Here is a 17,593-nt window from a genome sequence, read left to right on the forward strand (position 1 = left end):
TGTGAATTGTATCACGAAATTATTCGTTGATCGTCAGTTTCTTTACATCGCCATCACGAGTAACAATGACATAGCCTTCGTCTAACGCAATTGGTGCAATAGCTAAACCACTGTCACTCACATATTGCTGAGCAACAAACTCGCCCGAACTACGATCTATCCAGTGCAAGTAACCTTGACTGTCACCTACAACAACGTAGCCATCGATGATTGCTGGTGCAGTTAATAAACGGTGTTGAAGTAAATCATTACTCCATAGCTCCGTCCCACTACGAGCATCAACTGCCACAACGTGATCTTTGTCCGTCACAAGAAATAGTCGGCTACCATCGCTATTCATGTCTGTCGCAGAAGAGTAAGTACGCTTCCAAGCAGGCTTACCTGAACGCAAATCAATCGCTGTCAACTGCCCATTAATGCCGACAATGTAGAGTGAGCTGCCTAGAATTACTGGCGATGCATCCACATCAACCAATCGATCAATTTCAGTGGCACCTTGTGGTGTACCGATTGGTTGTTGCCAGATCAACTGACCACGCTCAACAATTGCGGCCGCTAGACGACCATTTGCCGTACCCCAGAATACACCGCCACCAACGGCTGCAGGTGTACTATCACCACGCAATGTGAGGTTTGGCACTTCAGTGCTAATGGTCCACTTTTGCTCTCCAGTATCTTGCGCAAGAGCAATCAACATACCGCGGCTGGTGTGTACGATAACTAGGTTATTGTCAGTCGTAGGATTTGCGAGAACCTCACCATCAACATCGACGCGCCACATAACTTCACCGGTTTCTTCATCCAGTGCGATTACTTGACCATTTTCACTGCCGATAAATATCTGGCTGTAGGCTGCAGTAATGCCACCAGATAAACGAGCGATGGTGTCTTGCTCTAAATCGGTCTCCCATAAAGTTTGACCATTCTCAGGATCCAATGCTTTTACTAAACCATCTCGCGCAGCAACAAATACTTTACCGTATGCATAAGCTGGCGATAGGTTCGAAAAGTAATGACCAACACCATCACCGATTGAAGTGCTCCAATTTGAGCTCGGTGTGAATTCACTGTCCACCTGTGGCAATGGCGCCATAATGATGGTGTCTTCTTCACTTGCACAACCCGCTAGAGTACCAAGGATCACTGCAGTAGCTAGTGCTTTACTAAGAAGCTTCTTCATTCAAACGCCCTTACTTGGCCAGATCATCCAACTTCATTTGCAATGTCTGACTTGCATCTTCTGCTTGCTGAGCTTCTGTGTAAGCCGCATATGCGCCAGCACTGTCGCCTTTACGTAGCAAAATATCACCACGTAATTCAGCGATGCGCCCAGCCCAACCTGAATCATTGATATTTGCTAACTCAGAAATCGCTGCATCAAAATTGCCTTGTTCCGCCGTAACACGGGCTAAACGGTAAGTTGCAACGGTAGATAAAGCCGCATCTTTCGTTGCACCTTTCGCCCACTCTAGTTGCGCTAGCGCTTCATCAAGGTTACCTGCTTCAATTTGAACTTTAGCAAGTTGCAATGCAGCCAATACTGCGTACTCAGTCTCTTTATTGCCATCAATAAAGCTCTGAACCGCACCTTCAGCTTCCGCGCCTTGCGCTTGAAGTGAAGTGATAACTTTCGTGTATGACTCAGAAGCAGCTTCTTGAGCCGCAGTCACTGAATCTTGGTAATAACGCCAACCAAACAGACCACCTAAACCGATCACGGCACCAAAAATGACAGCTTTGCCATTCTCTTTCCACCAATCTTTGATCGCTTCAACTTGTTGTTCTTCAGTATCGTAGAGTTCCACTTCCTGTCCTCTTAAATTCACAAAAAGTGGCGATCGAAATCGCCACTTCAAAATCAGATATATTTAGATAAGTTGCGCTAATTGAGCAACGATATCAGCTTGGCTGTAAGTTTCTTGAGTACCACCCACAAGATCTTTAAGAACAACGCTGTTATCTGCAACTTCGTTCTCACCAAGTACTAGTGCGACAACGGCACCGACTTTGTCCGCACGTTTAAACTGCTTCTTAAAGTTACCACCACCAAAGTGGTTCATTACACGAACACCAGGGATAGCTTCACGAAGCTGTTCAGCAAGCTTCATACCCGCCATCATGGTGCCTTCGCCTGCTGTTACTACGTAAACATCAACACTACGACGAACGTCTGTCAGCTCTAGTGTTTCTAGCATCAGAACAAGACGCTCTAGGCCCATTGCAAAGCCAACAGCTGGTGTTGGTTTACCACCCAATTGCTCTACAAGACCATCGTAACGACCACCGCCACATACTGTGCCTTGAGCACCTAGGCTCTCAGTGATCCACTCAAATACCGTGCGGTTGTAGTAATCCAGACCACGAACTAGACGCTCGTTAACTGTGTATTCGATACCTGCAGCGTCTAAAAGTTCACATAGACCTGCGAAGTGTGCTTTAGATTCTTCACCTAAGTACTCAGAAAGGCGAGGTGCATCACCCAAAATCGCTTGAACGTCAGGGTTCTTAGTATCTAGAACACGCAGTGGGTTCGTGTGCATGCGACGCTTACAATCTTCGTCTAGCACATCGATATGTTGCTCAAGGAATGCAACCAGTGCAGTACGGTAGTCTGCGCGATCTTCTTGAGAACCGATAGAGTTAAGCTCAAGACGAACATGTTCATTGATACCCAGCTCACGCCATAGACGTGCAGTCATCATGATAAGCTCAGCATCAACATCAGGACCATTTAGACCAAATACCTCAACACCACACTGGTGGAATTGACGGTAACGGCCTTTCTGCGGACGCTCATGGCGGAACATAGGCCCCATGTACCACAGACGCTGTTCGTCACGGTTGATCAGGCTGTTTTGAATACATGCACGTACACAGCCCGCCGTACCTTCAGGGCGAAGTGTTAGGCTGTCACCGTTACGATCATCAAAGGTGTACATTTCTTTTGAAACGACATCTGTCTCTTCACCAACAGCGCGACTGAATAGGTTTGTTTCTTCAACGATTGGCATGCGCACTTCGTTGTAACCGTATGCGCTAACTACATTTTTCACTGTGTTTTCAAGTTTCTGCCACAGCGGAGATTGAGTTGGGAGGCAGTCGTTCATGCCTCGGATTGCTTGAATAGTTTTTGCCACAATATTTACCGAAATTTTTATTACTTAACGTAAAGCTCGTTGAGATTAATCTTGTACTTTGATATCGATGCGATTTTCTTGATCTAGTACGGCTGCTTTAGCTCGAATTTTAGATTCAAGTTGAGCAACGAGATCATCGTTGTCAAATCGCTCTTTCTGACGTTTACCGTCTTCGTAGAAAGCACTTTTTTTGTTGCTGCCAGCTAGGCCAAGGTGGGAAACTTCTGCTTCTCCGGGACCGTTTACAACACAGCCGATAATCGACACATCCATTGGTGTAATGATGTCTTCCAAGCGCTCTTCCAATGCATTGACTGTCCCAATCACATCAAACTCTTGACGCGAGCAGCTTGGACAAGCAATAAAGTTGATGCCGCGAGAACGAATTCGCAAAGACTTCAGAATATCAAAACCAACTTTGATCTCTTCCACTGGGTTTGCCGCCAAAGAGATACGAAGCGTGTCACCAATGCCTTCGGCTAAGAGCATGCCTAAGCCAACGGACGATTTCACCGCACCAGCACGTGCACCACCTGCTTCAGTGATACCAAGGTGTAGTGGTTGATCAATTTTTTTCGCCAGTAAGCGGTATGAATCTACAGCAAGGAAAACATCTGAAGCTTTTACGCTGACTTTAAATTGGTCAAAGTTAAGGCGATCGAGAATATCAACATGGCGCATGGCTGATTCAACTAACGCTTCAGGCGTCGGCTCGCCATATTTCATCTGGATGTCTTTTTCCAAAGAGCCGCCGTTCACACCGATTCGGATTGGTATATTTTTATCGCGTGCACAATCTACAACGGCACGAATACGATCTTCTTTACCAATATTGCCCGGGTTGATGCGTAAACAATCCACACCATACTCCGCAACTTTAAGTGCGATTCGGTAGTCAAAATGAATATCTGCGACAAGTGGAATGTTCACTTGCTGCTTAATTAATTTAAAAGCTTCAGCGGCTTCCATCGTAGGTACGGAAACTCGTACGATATCTGCACCGACATTTTCCAATGCTCTGATCTGTGCAACAGTCGCATCCACGTCTGTTGTTCTGGTGTTTGTCATTGACTGCACCGCAATTGGTGCGCCATCACCAATTGGAACATCACCCACGTAGATACGTGTCGATGGGCGACGTTTTATAGGAGATTCGTGTTGCATATTATTTATCTAGGTAAGGTGAATCTTGCTACTTTGCCTGAAGTATACCCAGAAAGGTCGACAGGTTCACTCGCAAATGTCATTGAAACGTTTTCGGGTGCACCTAAAATCACTTTATATGGTGTTTTGCCCGAAAGCTGTAAAATTTGACCAGGCTTTTTGATTCCCGTAGCCAAGGTTTTCCCTGATGCATCTTTGACCTGAATCCAGCAGTCCGCTTTAAAAGACATCTGTAAGCTGTTGGCTACCACTTCTGCTGGTTGTGAGGTCGTTTGCTGTTGCTCTGGTTCCTCAACTGCCGCTTCTGTCACTGTCGTCTCGACTGAATCTGTAGCTGCCGGTTCTTGAACTTCGATAACACCTTCTACAGTAACATCGTCATTTTGCTCACTATTCTCTGGTAACGGTACTGGTAGAGAGTTAATGCTTTGTTCTGCCTCGATTAAAGCTTGATCATCATCTAACGTAAGAAAGTCTGTCGATTGAGGCTCTTCAGGTAAGGTTGTCGCTTCAGCCTCTGCAATAACAGGTTCATCAGAGATCTCTATGATGGAAGTTTGCTGATTTTGCCACCACCACAAAGAAGAAATGCCCAAAATAATAATAAAGATGCCCCATGTTAGGGTCATGATGCGGCTATCGTGTTTCTCGCGTTTTGCCTTCCCCGAAAAACTTTGCATTTTCTGCTCTTGCGGTTGCGCTTCTCCGCAATCATCTAAAGCACATAATACGACAGATTCTTCAAGCCCAACGGCTTTGGCATAAGAACGGAGATAGCCACGAGTAAATGTCGCAACCTGATCTTTTTCAAACTGATTCGTTTCGATGTTTTGAATGATATTGAGGCGTAAACGTAGGCGATCGGCGATTTGTTGTTGGCTTAAACCTAATTCTTCACGTTTGCGTTTTAAGATAGTTCCTGCTTCTAATTTTTTTTCATCAATGCTGGTTTCAATTTCGGCACTCATAATTATTCTGTTCTCGTTTTGATTCCTGCTTACCTGCACTTTTGCTTGTTATTCGTTGGTAGTGCGCATTAAACAGTCATAGCAATTAGGTTGAGGACATTTCCTCAAGTGAAAATAAGTGCAATTTAAGGAATTATTCACCTTATATGCAACGAAGCACTCCAATTGGAGTACCTTAACTCTTAATTCTAATAGATATCAGAGGTGAAACAACATAGAAAAGACGCATAATTTACAGACAGCTCAAGGTTTTTCCTAAATTTGACATCTCTTAGACGCTAAAGTTTTTCAAATTGCTACAAATTAAAAAAGCCAGAGCAATGCTCTGGCTTTTTTAATTTCAATTGGGATAAGTATTAAACCGCTTTTACATCGATACTTTCGCCACGTGCCGCTTTGATCATTTGCGTCCGTTTAGTTCGGTCAATCACATCACCAACTAACTGGCCACATGCGGCATCGATATCATCACCGCGCGTTTTACGAACCGTCACAGTATGCTCATATTGCATCAATGTTTTCTGGAAACGATCGATACGTGAATTACTTGGCTTCTTATAAGGTGAACCTGGGTACGGGTTAAATGGGATCAGGTTGATTTTACACGGCGTGTCTTTCATCAACTGAGCCAATTCACGCGCGTGGTCCATGTCATCGTTCACATGATCAAGCAATACATACTCCACCGTCACTTTACCGCGGTTCGCATTTGAAGACGCAAGGTAGCGACGAACCGACGCTAGGAAATCTTGGATGTCCCAACGATCGTTGATTGGCATGATTTCACTGCGCAGCTTATCGTTTGGCGCATGAAGAGAGATTGCTAATGCAACGTCGATTTTGCCCGTCATCTGATCAAGACCAGAAACCACCCCTGAAGTCGAGACAGTTACACGACGCTTAGAAAGACCGAAACCAAGATCATCAAGCATGATTTCAAGCGCAGGGATCAAGTTCTTCATGTTAAGAAGTGGCTCACCCATCCCCATCATTACCACGTTAGTGATAGGACGACGACCGGTCTCTTTCTCTAAACCCACTTCGCGAGCTGCTCGCCAAACTTGGCCGATAATTTCAGACACTTTTAGGTTGCGGTTAAAACCTTGCTGCGCGGTTGAACAGAACTTACATTCCAACGCACACCCTACCTGAGAAGACACACACAATGTTGCGCGATCATCTTCCGGGATGTAAACCGTTTCTACGTCCTGATCACCCACCTTCATCGCCCACTTGATGGTGCCGTCTGAAGAGTGTTGAGCTTCTGCTACTGTTGGTGCTTTGATTTCACACTTGTGTTGCAGTTTTTCACGTAGCTTCTTGTTGATGTTGGTCATGTTGTCGAAGTCATCAACACCGAAATGGTAGATCCACTTCATCACCTGATCAGCACGGAATGCTTTCTCGCCTAGCTCATCTGCGAAAAACGCTCGCATACCTTTGCGATCAAAATCGAGTAGATTGATTTTTTCAGTGGTCATGTAACCTCTCAAATGACGGAACATTAAATAAGGGCGCGAATTGTACAGCCTTTATGCAGCTTCAACAAGAGCTGTAACACCCTCGATTTATTAAGGCTTTAAAAACACAATGATTAAATTTTATACAAAAATAACAAACCCGCCTTTACAGCGGGTTTCTAAAATCAATTTCGCAATTCGGCCTAGTCTGCGATTGCTTTGATTTGCTCGACTATCGCTTTTAAACCATTGCCTCGCGATGGGCTCAAATGGGCAATTAAACCGAGCTTTTCAAAATAGTCGTCAACATCAAATTCACGGATCTGTTGGCGAGTTTTGCCATTAAAAGCCGCAAGCACCAAAGCAATCAGTCCTCTTACGATGCGTGCGTCCGAGTCTGCACAAAAATACCAAGTTTCGCCATCACACTGGCTCACTAACCAAACCTGACTTTCGCAACCAGAAACCATCACTTGCTCAGTTTTCAACTCATCCGGCAGGGTGGGTAATTTTTTCCCCCACTGAATTACCTGACGATAGCGGTCTTCCCAACCATGGAAATTTTGCATCGTTGTTACGATATCTTTTGTCGTAATCTCTGTACCAAACGGTGAAGATGGAAATACAGACATGGTCGTTCCTATTTTTTGTACTTTTGAATCAGCTTCTCGACGATACGCGAAACAGCGACAAAACCAAAGGAAGCCGTAACCACAGTCGCCGCACCAAAACCACTGGCACAGTCCATACGTTTTGGTCCCTCAGCGGTCGATTTTACACCACAGACACTGCCATCAGGTTGAGGATATTTTAACTGCTCAGTAGAAAAGACACACTCAATCCCAAATTTACGCTGTGGATTTTTAGGAAAGTTGTGGTGACGACGCAATGTATCTTTGATTTTTTTTGCCAAGGGATCTTGGATAGTTTTGGTTAAATCAGCCACTTGGATTTGAGTTGGGTCAATTTGCCCACCAGCGCCACCTGTCGTGATCACTTTAATTTTATTACTGCGACAGTACGCCAGCAATGAAGCTTTTGCTTTCACGCTATCGATGGCATCAAGCACGTAATCAAACTCTTTACTGAGATATTCATGTTGATTGTCTGGCGTAATAAAGTCATCAACTAGGTTAACTTTACATTCCGGGTTGATCAGTTTAACCCGCTCCGCCATCACTTCAATCTTACTCTGTCCAACGGTGCCTGACATTGCATGAATTTGGCGGTTGATATTAGTGACACACACATCATCCATATCAATTAAGGTTAATTCGCCAATACCAGTACGGGCCAGAGCTTCAACAGCCCAAGATCCAACGCCACCAATACCGATAATACACACATGTGCTGCACGAAGAATTTCCACTTCGCTATTGCCATACAAACGACGAGTGCCACCAAAACGTTGGTTATAGCTGTCTGAAGCTGGAGTGTCGAGTTCACGCATGAGGTATTTCCGCTTGGTAGAAAAACAAAGAGTGCGATTTATACGCACTCTTGGAAAAAATGTCTAGTCACGTCAATTGGGTTACTGACGCTTTTCTGGCGAGAGCGCCCAAGGTGCGCGAGTTGTGCTGTTTTCCAAGCCCAACTTCCACACGCGACCAAAATGTTTGTAGTGACCCGCTTCGATACCCGCACGAGCGCCCATACCATGATATAAGTCGAGGTGGTTACGTTTTACCGCGCCGCCTGTATCCAACACGATCAACAAACGTAGTTGGTGTGCCCCGCTCCAAGAACCATCGGCATTTAGCAAAGGAACTTCCGCAAGAATTGGCGTGCCCATTGGCAAGATTGAGCGATCACCAGCAACGGAAGCCATTGGTAATAGTGGAATGCCTGCCGATCCGGTGACAGGTGCATCCGCCTGAGGTTGGAAAAACACGTAAGAAGGATTTTGCTCTAGCAGCTCACGCGCTACCGCTTCATCTTGCGCCATCACCCATTCTTTAATTGCTTTCATCGACATTTTCTCGCGAGGCACTTCACCACGTTCGATCAACACGCGACCCACACTGATGTAAGCTTTGTTATTTTTGCCGCCGTATGCGAAGTACTCCAGAGAATCGTCGTCATCAAAGTGAACAAAACCACTGCCCTGCACTTCCATCATAAATGGGTCAATCATATTAGAGGCATAACCAAGCTCTAAGCCTTGTCCATTTAATGCACCAGCGTAAATTTCGGCGCGCGTTGGGCAGTTCGAAGAACAATTCGGTTTGCGGTAAACCGGATACTTAAACACGCTATCCGGACGATGGCGCATTTCAATAACTGGAGAGAAATAACCAGTGAATAAGACATTCCCTTTCTTATCAGCGCCACCAAACTGCGCCGCTTGAATACCAAAGTTGCTTAGGTCTGTCGGATTACCACTCTGTAATACCCACTCGTTCAGCTTTTCATAGAGTGGTTGGTACACTTTTGCCATAGATGGTGACTTATTGACCACTTGCTCAGCCTGGCGGCTAAATTCGGTAAAATCACGAGGCTTCTCTGACTCAACGGCATCTACTTTGTTTAGTAGATAGTTGAACTCGCCATCAACATATTGATGAGCTAATTGATTGTCTAGTTCGCTAGTCGATTGTGCACAGCCAAAAAGTAACACAGCGGCTGTCAAGGGAAGATATTTTTTAATCACGAAGGCCATTCCTCTAATACTGTGCAGCGAGGATGACAAACTCCTAATTAAATCGCAATCTAACTAACGTTTCCGAATATTTTTTTTGTATTTTCCTGACAATCGAAACTTGGGTTTGTAACGTTTATCGGACAATAACTGCATTTCAGTATTTTCCTCATTGAGCATTCGATAGTGATAGGTGGTTTTTCCGGTTTGATACGTAAGGACATCGCCATCGAAATCAAACTGACTGCTAACAAGCTTTCCATTTTTCACAATACCATTCTGGCCGACTTCAATTTTTTCAGCAGCATAAGATGCCACATTGTGTTCAACCCAAGTCCCGTAAATGGCTTCTCGATCAACAAAATGGTCTCTCACATGTTGAAACAAACTTCCGTAAACCAACACAACACCTACCGTTCCAACAGATACCACCACCAGCAATGTTCGCTCTAGTGCTTTTTTCGACTTTCGACCTGTCAGCTCTTCTTCGCTAACCGAAGCTCGTTTTAAGTATCCCGACTTTCCTTTATTTGCAACGCTTGCCACTCGTTTATTCCCCCCGAACCGATCCACGATTGAACAGGTGATCGGTTAAGAATGTGCCTAATACTATCAAAAAACACTTGCCCACAAATGAATAAAAAGACAGTATCAGTAAATATTAATTCACAAGGACGTCACTAAATTGAAACTTCGCAGTACCGCTTTAGTTAAGGGATTTCGCCAATCTGCCCCCTATGTAAATGCCCACCGAGATAAGACCATGGTGGTGATGTTAGGAGGAGAAGCCGTAGCTGATAAAAACTTTTCAAATATCATTAGCGACCTTGCTCTGTTGCATAGCCTAGGCGTCAAAATCGTTCTTGTGCATGGTGCAAGGCCACAAATCAACACCTTGCTAGAAACACATAACTATTCGACTCCCTACCACAAGGGGACCCGCGTAACTGACGAGCACGCATTGAACTTGGTTATGCAAGCTTCAGGGCAACTGCAGCTTGCGATCACCGCTCAATTATCAATGAGTTTAAACAACACACCGATGGCGGGGACTCAGCTCAACGTCGTGAGTGGGAATTTTGTTATCTCTCAACCTTTAGGTATAGATGACGGCGTCGACTATTGCCACAGCGGCAAAATACGTCGTATCGATATTGAAGGTATCAACCGCATGTTGGATCAAGGCTCTATTGTGCTGCTTGGCCCAATCGCTAGCTCCGTCACTGGAGAGTCATTCAACCTTCTTTCCGAAGAGGTCGCGACTCAAGTTGCCATCCGCCTCAATGCCGATAAGCTGGTTGGCTTTTGTTCAGAACAAGGGATCATTGATGAGAACGGAGAAGCCATTGCAGAGCTGTTCCCCAAAGAGGCAGAACAAATCTTGCAACGCATCGAATCTGATCATGACCAAAACAATGACAACTCTTCTGGTACTTTACGTTTTCTTCGTGCCGCAACCACAGCGTGCCGGGCTGGTGTCCCTCGCTGTCATTTAGTCAGCTACAAAGAAGATGGGGCTTTAATTCAGGAATTGTTCTCTCTTGATGGTATTGGAACTCAAATCGTTATGGCTAGCGCTGAGCAAGTTCGTCAAGCCAGCATCGATGATATTGGTGGGATCTTGGAGCTTATCCGACCATTGGAAGAACAAGGTATTTTAGTTCGCCGTTCACGGGAACAACTTGAACAAGAGATCCATCAATTTACCATCATCGACAAAGATGGCCTGATCATTGGTTGCGCCGCGCTGTACCCATATACCGAAGATAAAATGGCAGAAATGGCCTGTGTTGCCATCAAACCCGAATACCGAGATGGCAATCGAGGGCTATTGCTACTGAACCACATGAAGCAACAATCTCGCTCACGCGGCATTAAACAAATCTTTGTTTTAACGACGCGAAGCTTACACTGGTTTAGAGAGCAAGGGTTCCATGAAATTGGGGTTGAATCCCTGCCAATGCAAAAACAGGGGTTATATAACTTTCAGCGCAAATCGAAGATCCTTGCCTTACAAGTTTAATTCTCAACAAGGAGACAGTATTACGGGAGTTTGCACAATTTTCGGATGGTATTTTAGCCTTTAATTGACTAATATTTGTTCTCCCCAATGCGGGGAGACTTAGAATTATTATTGGACTATTCTTCACTTGGTGTAAGCCAAGCTGCACGGATTGCTTGAGGTAGATATCAACGTCACTAAGAGCAACAGTCATGAGAACCATCATTTGTAACTCAATACAAAGTTTTTGGGATATGGCAGACAACGAACTCCTTGAAGGACTCGATGTTCACTGCGTATTTCCCGTTTCAGAAGGGCTCAAATCCTTCATCCTAAATTACAAAGACAAATACAAAATCCGTCATATTTCGTTTACTTCTGCATTTTCCGAATAGTCCAATACCAGGGATGGTTACCTACTTAAGCGCTCCATCAACCCACTAGCACGCTCTGTTTTAATCCGAATACCACGCTTTAATACATGATCATTGCAATATAAGGCCAAATGCTTCTTTGCCCTTGTAATGCCAGTGTAAATCAGCTCCCGCGTTAAAATAGGACTAAATTCAGGAGGCAGAATCATTAAGGTAAAATCAAATTCACTGCCTTGAGATTTATGAATCGTCATCGCATACGCCGTTTCATGCTCAGGCACTCGACTTGGCAATACCGCTTTCACACGACCATCAGGCAATTCAAAAAAAACTTTCAAACGCGGTTCTTGCTGACTGTCGTCCAACATACAGATGCCAATATCACCGTTGTATAAACCTAAACCGTGATCGTTACGCGTTACCATAACAGGACGACCTGGATACCATAATTCATCTTGAGTCTGAATAAGCTTTCTTGCGGCTAAAGCTTTCTCAATACGAGTATTAAGCCCCGCCACACCAAAGTCTCCCTCACGAATAGCGCATAACAATCGACAACGGTTAAACGCCATAAGCACTTGTTTGGCCTTGTCAGCGAGCTCTCCCTCATTGTGATTCAAGGGTGCAGCGGTAAGGGTTAAATATTCTGAATATTGCTCAACTAAGCTCTGCAACATTTGGCTGTAGTGCTGGCTATCAAGAGGAAACTTTTCAATATCGTGGAATGCTTTCTGCCACACTCCATCCATCTGCTGCGCAGAACCTGCATTCACCGCTTTCGCTAGCTGCCCGATACCGGAACGTGCATCAAAGCGATAGCTTTTCTGCAGCATGCACAAACTGTCAGCCATGGTGACTGACTGAGAAGATGTGTGTTGCAACGCTTGGTAGCCAGTTAACTGTGCTAAAACACTACTTTGCGTTTGGCTATACCCTTGCTGATGGAAAGAACAAATATCGCCAAGAACGGCGCCGGCTTCTACGGATGCAAGCTGGTCTTTATCACCCAACAGGATCAAGCGAGCATGTTTTGGTAATGCATCCACAACTTTAAACATCATTGGTAAATCAACCATTGAGGCTTCATCAATAACAAGAATATCCAGATGCAGTGGATTGTGCTGATTGTGGCGAAATTCAACGCTGTTTGGGATAGCCCCTAGCAAACGGTGTATGGTACTAGACTCGGTTGGAATATGAGCTTTTAGATCAGGGGAAACCGAAAGCTCACTTAATGCTTTACCAATCGATTCAGTCAGGCGCGCAGCCGCTTTTCCTGTCGGCGCCACCAGCTTAATTGTCGGGATATTTCCTTGTTGTTGCGCCTGCTCCACGAGTGCAGCAAGCAATTTGGTCACCGTTGTCGTTTTACCCGTTCCAGGTCCACCGGAGATCACCGCAAATCGACGAGTTAACGCAACGGCAGCCGCCACTTTTTGCCAGTTGAGGCAGCTTGCAGACGGTACTAAATCATCCAAAACAGCGAGATCACGAGCCGATTTTGCGCTCACTAACGTTTGATCAATCGCAACCCAATCAAGGGGAGTTTCATTTACGATATCGAGATGGTCACACACCAGTTGTTGGCGTGAGACTTGAGTTGTTGCCTTGTCCTGATTCAACGCGGAATACAAATAGTGATAGCGGCGAGCGAAGAGATTGTCGAGCAGTTCGGCAAGCTTTTGGACATCGATAGGCTTTAGGCTCATGGGTGTCCCAAAGCTATGTAAACGATCGGCAAGTGCAACTTCGTAATGCCAGTACCGGTGCAAGTACAAACGTTGTCCGTCATACATCAATGGCACCGCTTCGCCGTGTTGGCCAACCATTGGAGAATCGGTAAGTCGTGTATGCCAATCGGTTGAAAGCAAAGAGTGATTTAGCTGTGTAGCGGCATCACCATACAAACCCAATTTTTGTGCAATATCCGTCGGTTGGCCTTGCGGATCATGCAATGGCAAGCAAATATGCCCCTTGCCTAGCTCGGCACTGACAACGGCGGCAATAATAGCGAGTTTGTCATCTGAAGTCTGAGAATAAATGAAACGCGCGAACTGATAATCCAGTTGGCGTATTACTAACTTTTCAGCAAGTTGTTGAAGTGTTTCCATTAAACTGAGCGGTGTTGTCTGGTGTTCAATCATAAATCCAATTCCATCTGCCCTGCTGTCGTGCTTCGCGTCTCAATACTCTTACCATCAATTAATCGGTCCATTTCTTGTAGAAACTCTTCACTTGGTTTGGCTGAAAAAATACCGTTGTCACTTTCGCCATCCAATCCCCTTAAAAATAGGTAGTAAACGCCGCCAAAATGAGTTTGGTAATCGTAATCGGCGATGCGGCTACGCAGAAAACGGTGCAGGGCCAACGCATAGATTTGGTATTGCAGATCATAGCGATGATCGGCCATCGCTGACTTCAGCGCCTCACCATGATAGAAACTGACATCATCCCCCAAATGGTTCGACTTCCAGTCCAAGACGTAGTACTTACCCTGATGCTCAAACACCAAATCAATAAAGCCTTTTAACATGCCTTGAACGGTCTGAAAACCGAGATCACCCGCTTTAGCAGAGAGTGGATCATGTCGCTGGATAATGCGATTCAATGCTGGTGCAGACAAAACGGCTATCGGCAACAGAAACTCCATTTCTACCAAACGTTGTGACGGCCCTTTTTCATTCAGACGTAACGACTTGCCATCTAATGGGGTCTCCAATACGGTATCTATCATCTGCTGCAAAACGGGTAACCATGCTTCATCCAACTGCTCGTTTTCCATCAGCGAAAGAATTACTTGAGTATTATCTTCATTGCTCGCTGGCTGCGTAAATTCAATCTCTTCAAACAAACTGTGCAAGAAGGTGCCCGGCTGAGCACCTTTCGGAAAGGTGAAAATCGAACGCTCTGGCTCTGATAGGGTTAGCTCATCTTCTTCTTGCGACGAATCGATATCAAAACCACTGACTTCTATTGTTGCATCATAGGATTGGTGATGGCTGCCTTGCTTCACCAAACCAGAATAACTGGTAACACGCCATAAGCGGTCGATCGCTTGTTGCAGTTCTTTGGCAGTCAGTTCCGGTAATTCAGGTTCAATCGCTCGGAACACCTCATTTTGAACACTAGGCGGAGCAGATACCACAACAGACTCAGACTGTGAAACATGCTTTTGGATTGCCATGGTCAAATCGCTAATACCGCCTTGCTGAGCATTTTGTAATAAGTACCCCATCGCACTATGGTGAACGCCAGTCGGCTCCTTGGTTGAACGACCATTCCGCAGTGGCGCTGCACCAATAAAACAGCCATAAACAGAACGCGTTAATGCCACATAGATCAAGCGTAAGTCTTCGGCTAATCGTTCTTTGTCTGCTTGCTTGAGCGATGCGTCATTTGCGTCAATATCCAGCACAGTCAAACCGCTAGCCTCATCAAAGTACTTGGCTTCGCTGGCTTCTCGATAGGCCATAACAAATGGCAAAAAGACCAGATCGTACTCCAAACCTTTGGATTTATGGATAGTAACAATCTGCACCAGATTACGTTCAGACTCCAAACGCTGAATTTGATCATCGCTGCCGCCTAACCCTTGCTCTGCATCACTGATCGATTGAGCGAGCCAACGCAATAAACCATGATCACTGTCGAGTTCATTGCTCGCCTGCTGTAATAGCTCACCAATGTGCATCAAATCGGTCAGAGTACGCTCACCATTGGTTTCTTCTAACAGTCGCTCAGCAATGTGACGCTTACTGATCACCGCCCGTAGCATAGGAAGCACGCCACGCAGTGTCCAAAGCTTGCGGTATTCTTTGAACTCGTTGACGGCATTTTCCCATTCATTTTCATCATTATTCAGCGCATCAAGCTGAGCTGCATCAAGTGCAAACAATTCAGAGGCTAGACTCGCTCTTAGTGCGCGATCATTTTCTGGCGTCAAAACCGCTTGCAGTAAGCGCTGTAGATCACTGGCCACAATACTGAGAAAGACGCTATCACGGTTAGAAAGATAAACACTGGCAATACCTTGTTTTGCTAACGCCTCTTTAACCATTCTGCCTTCGCTTCCGGTGCGCACTAAGACAGCAATATCTCCCGCTTGGATCGCACTGCGTTTTTTGCCGTTTTCGAAAACAGCACGCCCTTGCTGCGCTTCGGTCAAAATCGTTTGAATTTGGCTCGCCGTTGCTTCGGCCATCACTTTTACGTACTCACCTTTCGCAAGCGGTTTGTCATCCGCTTCCATAAGCCAATACGTCAATGCTGGTTGCTTTTGGTCACCCATGTTCCAAACGCGCTTATCGGCAACTGGACTAGGCTGAACCGGTAAGAATGGAATGTCATCATCGTAGACAAAAGGGCTGTCGGCAGATGCAAATACTTGATTGACTGCCGACACCATATCAGCACTAGAGCGCCAATTCGTACCTAAGGTGAAGTGAGAGCTGACCTGATTTCGCGCTTTGATATAAGTAAAGATATCCGCGCCACGGAATGCATAAATCGCCTGTTTTGGGTCACCGATCATAAATAATCCAGACTGCGGGTGATCGAGATAAATTCGGCTAAAAATGCTGTACTGCAATGGATCGGTATCTTGGAATTCGTCAATCATTGCCACTGGATATAGCGTGCGAATGCGTTCAGTGAGCAAGGCTTGTTCATCGTTATCAATTGCGGCAGAAAGTTGAGTCAGTAAGTCATCAAAAGATAGCCACTGCTTTTGTTGCTTAGCATTAGCCAACATCGTCCGGCATTGTGTTATTGCATGAGCGAGCAACGGAGCTTTCAAATTGACTGGCTGAGCGAGAAACTCCTCGATAGCTTCAAACACGGGGTGCTGCGGCGCAGTACCTTTGGGCGTTTTTTCCAGTAGCGTTTGCTGAGAAAACTTCTCTAGCTTATCTGGGTACTCGTAACTGGTGGTTTCACTGGCTGCCCAGACTGTCACAGCTTCTAACCAGCTAGGCAGTGACTTTTTGGTGTAACTGCGTTTATTGACATCAGATCCGGAAATCAACGAGAGAAAATCGTCCTCGCTCTCACGCCAAAGCGCTTTCAGTTGTTCGATTTTTTGTAAGTTATCTTGATGAAGTTGCGCCAAACTGCCCTGCATAGCTGGCGTAGATAAATGCAAAGGCGATCCTGTCAGATAGCTGCTGATGTCGTGCAACAAGGCTGAAGGAGCGCTCCACAAGCGGCGTACTTCACCCGCTAAATTTAATGGCAGCGGATAGAAATTACGCCGCCAATAATCAGCAACGACTTGAGCTTTGAGGTGGCTTTCATCCGTTACAAACTCGTTATTAAACCGACTGCCAGACTCGAAAGCATTCTGGGTAAGCATACGTTGGCAGAAACCATGAATGGTGTAGACGGCCGCCTCATCCATTTGTCGTTCGGCTTGCAGTAAGATTTCTGCCGCTTGTTTATGATCACTTATCTCTGTCAGCAGTGGAGCTATCACAGGGTCTGTACTTTCTCCACGTGAAAACGCAATGCGCGCATCATGAATTCGTGCACGAATACGATCGCGAAGCTCAGCGGTTGCCGCCTCAGTAAAGGTCACCACCAGAATTTGATCTACCGTCAATGGCACTTGATGTTTACTTTGCTCGCAGCCATGACCAAGCAGCAGACGTAAATACAAACCAGCGATGGTAAAAGTCTTCCCGGTACCGGCAGAGGCTTCAATTAAACGCGCCCCATGTAAAGGGAACGTCATGGTATCCAGTGGAGTTACTACTGACATTAATGTCATAAAAAATAAGCCCTTGTTATGAAAGAGATTGGAGCGAGTGTGATCCAGACTCAAAAATTCTAACAATTGATATAAGTGGTTATTTT

The 17,593-nt window shown here is 45.5% G+C and carries 14 protein-coding genes; 2 read left to right on the forward strand and 12 right to left on the reverse strand.

Annotated elements, in window-relative coordinates; translation table 11 throughout:
* Window positions 1-19: 19 nt before the first annotated feature.
* From bamB to ACQEXS_RS04395, 10 genes are all read right to left on the reverse strand, one after another.
* Window positions 20-1,180: an outer membrane protein assembly factor BamB gene (bamB, locus tag ACQEXS_RS04350; protein WP_427012955.1), complete on the reverse strand. Its 1,161-nt coding sequence runs from the start codon at window positions 1,178-1,180 to the stop codon at window positions 20-22.
* A gap of 10 nt (window positions 1,181-1,190) precedes the next feature.
* Window positions 1,191-1,805 (reverse strand): YfgM family protein, encoded by a 615-nt coding sequence (locus ACQEXS_RS04355; RefSeq protein ID WP_427012956.1) that lies wholly within the window; start codon window positions 1,803-1,805, stop codon window positions 1,191-1,193.
* Window positions 1,806-1,868: 63 nt separating this feature from the next.
* A complete protein-coding gene (hisS, locus tag ACQEXS_RS04360; RefSeq protein WP_427012957.1) occupies window positions 1,869-3,137 on the reverse strand; it encodes a histidine--tRNA ligase in 1,269 nt (422 codons plus the stop codon).
* Window positions 3,138-3,182: 45 nt separating this feature from the next.
* Window positions 3,183-4,301 carry a flavodoxin-dependent (E)-4-hydroxy-3-methylbut-2-enyl-diphosphate synthase gene (gene ispG / locus ACQEXS_RS04365; protein ID WP_367987119.1) on the reverse strand — a complete coding sequence of 373 codons (1,119 nt, stop codon included), beginning with the start codon at window positions 4,299-4,301 and terminating at the stop codon, window positions 3,183-3,185.
* Between the two features lie 5 nt (window positions 4,302-4,306).
* Window positions 4,307-5,269 (reverse strand): cytoskeleton protein RodZ, encoded by a 963-nt coding sequence (rodZ, locus tag ACQEXS_RS04370; RefSeq protein WP_427012958.1) that lies wholly within the window; start codon window positions 5,267-5,269, stop codon window positions 4,307-4,309.
* Window positions 5,270-5,625: 356 nt separating this feature from the next.
* Entirely contained in the window at window positions 5,626-6,750 is a 1,125-nt protein-coding gene (locus tag ACQEXS_RS04375; protein WP_367987121.1) for a bifunctional tRNA (adenosine(37)-C2)-methyltransferase TrmG/ribosomal RNA large subunit methyltransferase RlmN, read from the reverse strand.
* Between the two features lie 182 nt (window positions 6,751-6,932).
* Window positions 6,933-7,361, reverse strand: a complete 429-nt coding sequence (csdE, locus tag ACQEXS_RS04380) for a cysteine desulfurase sulfur acceptor subunit CsdE (protein ID WP_427009982.1) — start codon at window positions 7,359-7,361, stop codon at window positions 6,933-6,935.
* A gap of 8 nt (window positions 7,362-7,369) precedes the next feature.
* Window positions 7,370-8,179, reverse strand: coding sequence for a tRNA cyclic N6-threonylcarbamoyladenosine(37) synthase TcdA (gene tcdA, locus ACQEXS_RS04385; RefSeq protein ID WP_427009981.1), 810 nt, complete (start codon window positions 8,177-8,179; stop codon window positions 7,370-7,372).
* An 81-nt stretch (window positions 8,180-8,260) separates the two neighbouring features.
* A complete protein-coding gene (mltA, locus tag ACQEXS_RS04390) occupies window positions 8,261-9,379 on the reverse strand; it encodes a murein transglycosylase A (RefSeq protein ID WP_367987124.1) in 1,119 nt (372 codons plus the stop codon).
* Between the two features lie 63 nt (window positions 9,380-9,442).
* On the reverse strand, window positions 9,443-9,913 hold the full coding sequence (locus ACQEXS_RS04395) for a DUF2850 domain-containing protein (RefSeq protein ID WP_427012959.1): 471 nt from the start codon (window positions 9,911-9,913) through the stop codon (window positions 9,443-9,445).
* Window positions 9,914-10,052: 139 nt separating this feature from the next.
* Here ACQEXS_RS04395 and argA point away from each other — a divergent pair, with 139 nt between their 5' ends.
* Both argA and ACQEXS_RS04405 read left to right on the forward strand, forming a co-directional pair.
* A complete protein-coding gene (gene argA / locus ACQEXS_RS04400; protein WP_427012960.1) occupies window positions 10,053-11,390 on the forward strand; it encodes an amino-acid N-acetyltransferase in 1,338 nt (445 codons plus the stop codon).
* Between the two features lie 191 nt (window positions 11,391-11,581).
* Complete coding sequence (locus ACQEXS_RS04405) at window positions 11,582-11,764, forward strand: hypothetical protein (RefSeq protein WP_367987127.1); 183 nt, start codon at window positions 11,582-11,584, stop codon at window positions 11,762-11,764.
* A 17-nt stretch (window positions 11,765-11,781) separates the two neighbouring features.
* On the opposite strand, the gene recD is transcribed toward ACQEXS_RS04405, so the two are convergent.
* On the reverse strand, window positions 11,782-13,887 hold the full coding sequence (gene recD / locus ACQEXS_RS04410; protein ID WP_427012961.1) for an exodeoxyribonuclease V subunit alpha: 2,106 nt from the start codon (window positions 13,885-13,887) through the stop codon (window positions 11,782-11,784).
* Window positions 13,884-17,507 carry an exodeoxyribonuclease V subunit beta gene (gene recB / locus ACQEXS_RS04415; RefSeq protein ID WP_427012962.1) on the reverse strand — a complete coding sequence of 1,208 codons (3,624 nt, stop codon included), beginning with the start codon at window positions 17,505-17,507 and terminating at the stop codon, window positions 13,884-13,886. Before recB ends, recD begins: the two co-directional genes overlap by 4 nt.
* Between the last annotated feature and the right edge of the window lie 86 nt (window positions 17,508-17,593).

It is taken from the genome of Vibrio sp. TRT 17S01 (assembly GCF_050113695.1).
Classification (GTDB): domain Bacteria; phylum Pseudomonadota; class Gammaproteobacteria; order Enterobacterales; family Vibrionaceae; genus Vibrio.